This window comes from Microbacterium sp. (assembly GCF_035554235.1).
Lineage (GTDB): Bacteria > Actinomycetota > Actinomycetes > Actinomycetales > Microbacteriaceae > Microbacterium.
Map to the genome: position 1 here is coordinate 1 of NZ_DATMIO010000075.1, position 3,235 is coordinate 3,235.

The following is a 3,235-nucleotide window of genomic DNA, read 5'->3' on the forward strand; positions in this document are numbered from 1 at the left end:
GAGGGATCGTGGGTGGCCGTCCAGCCACCCTCGAGCGCGTGAGCGCTCGGGTCACGCGGTCGCCGACAGCGGCTTCCTGAATGCGCCGTACCTGCCGCCGGCCACGGCGTCAAGACCATCGGCCATCACCTCCACCGGACCCACCACCGGCAGGCTCTGGCGCCGCCATCGTTTGATCGCGCTCACGAAGTCCTGTCGGTGGGACTCGAACCTCGCCGTCGGGGCCACGATCGACACCGCCTGCAGCAGGCCATCAGGCCGCTCGACCGCGACGGCGAGCGCGCTGATGCCGACGTCGTGCTCCTCGTCGTCGAAGGCGATTCCGGTAGCGCGGATCTCATCGAGCTGCCGCCGCAACGCGGACGGGTCCGTGATCGTATTCGGTGTGTACCGCGCGAGCGGCCGAGAGACCACGCGCGCGATGTCGGCCTCCGACCGGTGCGCGAGCAGGACCTTTCCGATGCAGCTCGCATGCACCGCGAACGGCTTGCCCAGTTCGGCGACCGCCTGAAGGCGGTGTGCCGAGGCGATCTGCTCCAGGATGATCACGTCATCACCGGTGAGCATCGCGAGGTCGACGTTCTCGTTGACCGTGCGGGCAAGAGCGATCATCGACGGCCGCATCGTCTTGACGACATCGACATAGCTGGTGACCGAGAGGCTCACGATCCGCGGCCCGAGGCGGTAGCCGCCGCTGCGCGATGCCGGGGCCACGTACTGTGCGGCGCACAGGTCATCCAGCAGTCGATGGACCGTCGACCGCGCGATTCCCGTCCGCAGCGAGAGCTGAGTGAGGCTCATCGGCGACGGGGCGTCGGCGATCGCGTCCAGCACCGTCATGGCTCGACCGAGCGATGTCATCTCACCAGATCCTCGTGAGATGGGCGCCGCTCTCGGCGGCGTAGATCGCCGGAAGCACTCGCGAGAGGTAGGTGAACTCTTCGTAGCAGTGCTGAACGAGATTCGGGCCGATCCCTTCGTCGATCAGCTTCTCGATCTCCGTAGGGGAATGAGTTTCGGCGAGGTCCGATCCGATCAGGAATCGACTGCGCAGAACCATGCCCCATTCGGTGTCGCGTCCGAGGTGCAGCATCCGCCCTCCGAGCAGGTTCCCGTCTTCGTCGACGGCACCGTCATGCCCGTCCGCCGTCCGGCCGGCGATGGCCACCGAGACGTTCCCGTCCGCGACGGCGCGGTGGTAAGCATCCGCGCTCAGGACGGACGTGGGTTCCACGAACTGAACCCGCAACGGAAGCCCCTTGAGCTCGGTCATGTCCTCGATGATCACGTGCGTCGATCCGACCACGGCTCCCCGCTCGCCTCCGGTCCACGAGCTCGACTGGTGGTCCAGGGGATGCCACCACCGGTACTCACGGGTTCCTGGGCGCGAGCCGAACCACCAGTCGAACATCTTCCCCGTCACGCCCCGAAGGTCCGTCCGCACGCACACGAGCAGCGAGCCATCGCTCTGACGCTCCCACCCCGTCTCGCGTGGTAACGGCCGTGGATCGAGCGCCTCGTCGAAGCTGAACATTCATCGTCCTCTCGCGAACAGCTCTGTTCTTCTGCAAACATAGCGTTGACTTTCGTAATTATCAACACTAAGTTGTGCCATAGAGATCTGAACCTCGGCTCCATCGTGCGTTTGCATTGAGTCGATCAACGGCGATGGGAGTCGACCCGATGAGTCATGCCGAACTGGTGCTGCGTCCGGACAGCGTGACGGCAGGCGGAGAGATGCTGGACATCATGATTCGCCTGCCCCACTACCGGAGCCTGCCACTCTCCTGCCTCATGGATCTCGAGGTGACCCTGGACGGGGTGCCCGCCGATCGCGACAACCTGACGTTCACGATCGCCGGCCACAGCTACAAACTCGCGGATGTCGCCGACTGGCACGCTCGTGAATGGTTCCTCCAGGACCCGCTCATCGTTCACCTTCCGCGGGAGGGTCGCTCGCCCGGCGTGGTGATCGACGTGGAGGTGGCGGTCACCATCCGCCTCCCGTACGTGATCATCGAGCCCTTCGGTCCGCTCGAGCGCCGCGTCGTGGCTCATCGCCCCCTCACCATCGGAAAGGCTGCCGCCTGACATGAACGCAACACCGCTTCTCGGCGTCACGCTGTACTCGTTCAACCATGACTGGGTGGCCGGGCGGTTCGATCTCGACGCACTGCTGGCGGCGGTCGCCGAAAGCGGGGTCGGCCCCGGTGTGGAGGTGGTCGGCTTCCAGAGCTTCAGGAACTTCCTGGCCTTAGGCGCCGACGAGATCCGCTCCTTCCGCGACTCCCTCGACCGCTACGAGCTGATTCCCACCTGCCTGGGCTCGACCATCGATGTGGCCATCCGCCGAGACCGGTATCTGACGACCGAGGAGCGGGTCGACTACCTCCTCCCGCAGATGCGCGCGGCGCATGCGCTGGGCTTTCCGACGGTGCGGATCCAGCTCGGCGCAGACACGGCGGTGCTCGAGGCGGTGGTTCCGGAGGCGGAGCGGCTCGGCCTGCGACTCGGGATGGAGATCCACGCCCCGGAAGGCCCGAATTCCGGAGCCGTGCAACGCGTGCGTGAGTCCTATGAGCGGATCGGGTCGGACTGTCTCGGGTTCATCCCCGACTTCAGCTCGACGATGAACCGAGTGACGCCGGGGCTCCTTCGAAGCTTCACCGCCGCTGGCCTCACCCCCGATCTCGCCGAGATCCTCGAGGAGATCTGGGCTGAAGACGGCGACCCCGGCGAGCGGCTCGGTCGTTTCCGTGCCATCGCCGAGAGGCACGGCGCGAGCCAGCACGTCATCGAGGCGGTCACACCCGCCTTCACCATCAACGGCCACGTCGACCCGGCTGAGTGGGCGGACATCATCCACCAGGTCTTCCACATTCATGCGAAGTTCTACGAGATCGACGAGTCGGGCAATGAGTCGGCGATCGACTACTTCGCAAACCTCGCTCCCTTCGCCCGGGCCGGCTACAGCGGATCCATCTCCTCCGAATGGGAAGCCCACCCGTGGACCCCGGAGGCGGAGATGGACACCTTCGACCTGATCCGGCGCCAGCAGCAGCTGATCCGGCGCGCCTTCGAGCAGCTCGAGTCCGAAGCCGCGTAGCAGCCGACCATGGCCATGGAACACTTCGACGTGGTCATCGTCGGCAGCGGCCCCGTCGGCTCGACCTACGCGCGAACGATTCTGGACGAAATTCCCTCCGCGCGGGTGCTGATGGTCGAGTCCGGCCCT

The 3,235-nt window shown here is 65.9% G+C and carries 4 protein-coding genes; 2 read left to right on the forward strand and 2 right to left on the reverse strand.

What is annotated here, in order from left to right; genetic code table 11:
• Nucleotides 1-51: 51 nt before the first annotated feature.
• The gene (locus tag VNT50_RS03745) at nt 52-861 is read right to left on the reverse strand and encodes an IclR family transcriptional regulator (protein WP_325483760.1); all 810 of its coding nucleotides are present in this window, start codon (nt 859-861) and stop codon (nt 52-54) included.
• Nucleotide 862: 1 nt separating this feature from the next.
• Complete coding sequence (locus tag VNT50_RS03750; RefSeq protein WP_325483761.1) at nt 863-1,534, reverse strand: DAPG hydrolase family protein; 672 nt, start codon at nt 1,532-1,534, stop codon at nt 863-865.
• 149 nt (nt 1,535-1,683) lie between these two features.
• Between VNT50_RS03750 and VNT50_RS03755 the strand changes: the two genes are divergently transcribed.
• Nucleotides 1,684-2,091, forward strand: a complete 408-nt coding sequence (locus tag VNT50_RS03755) for a C-glycoside deglycosidase beta subunit domain-containing protein (protein WP_325483762.1) — start codon at nt 1,684-1,686, stop codon at nt 2,089-2,091.
• Nucleotide 2,092: 1 nt separating this feature from the next.
• Nucleotides 2,093-3,106, forward strand: coding sequence for a TIM barrel protein (locus tag VNT50_RS03760; protein ID WP_325483763.1), 1,014 nt, complete (start codon nt 2,093-2,095; stop codon nt 3,104-3,106).
• The last annotated feature ends 129 nt before the right edge of the window (nt 3,107-3,235 follow it).

Excerpts from the sequence above, each read along its gene's own strand:
- VNT50_RS03745 (WP_325483760.1), bottom strand. The coding sequence starts at position 861 with ATGACATCGCTCGGTCGAGCCATGACGGTGCTGGACGCGATCGCCGAC.
- VNT50_RS03750 (WP_325483761.1), bottom strand. The coding sequence starts at position 1,534 with ATGTTCAGCTTCGACGAGGCGCTCGATCCACGGCCGTTACCACGCGAG.
- VNT50_RS03760 (WP_325483763.1), top strand. The coding sequence starts at position 2,093 with ATGAACGCAACACCGCTTCTCGGCGTCACGCTGTACTCGTTCAACCAT.
- VNT50_RS03755 (WP_325483762.1), top strand. The coding sequence starts at position 1,684 with ATGAGTCATGCCGAACTGGTGCTGCGTCCGGACAGCGTGACGGCAGGC.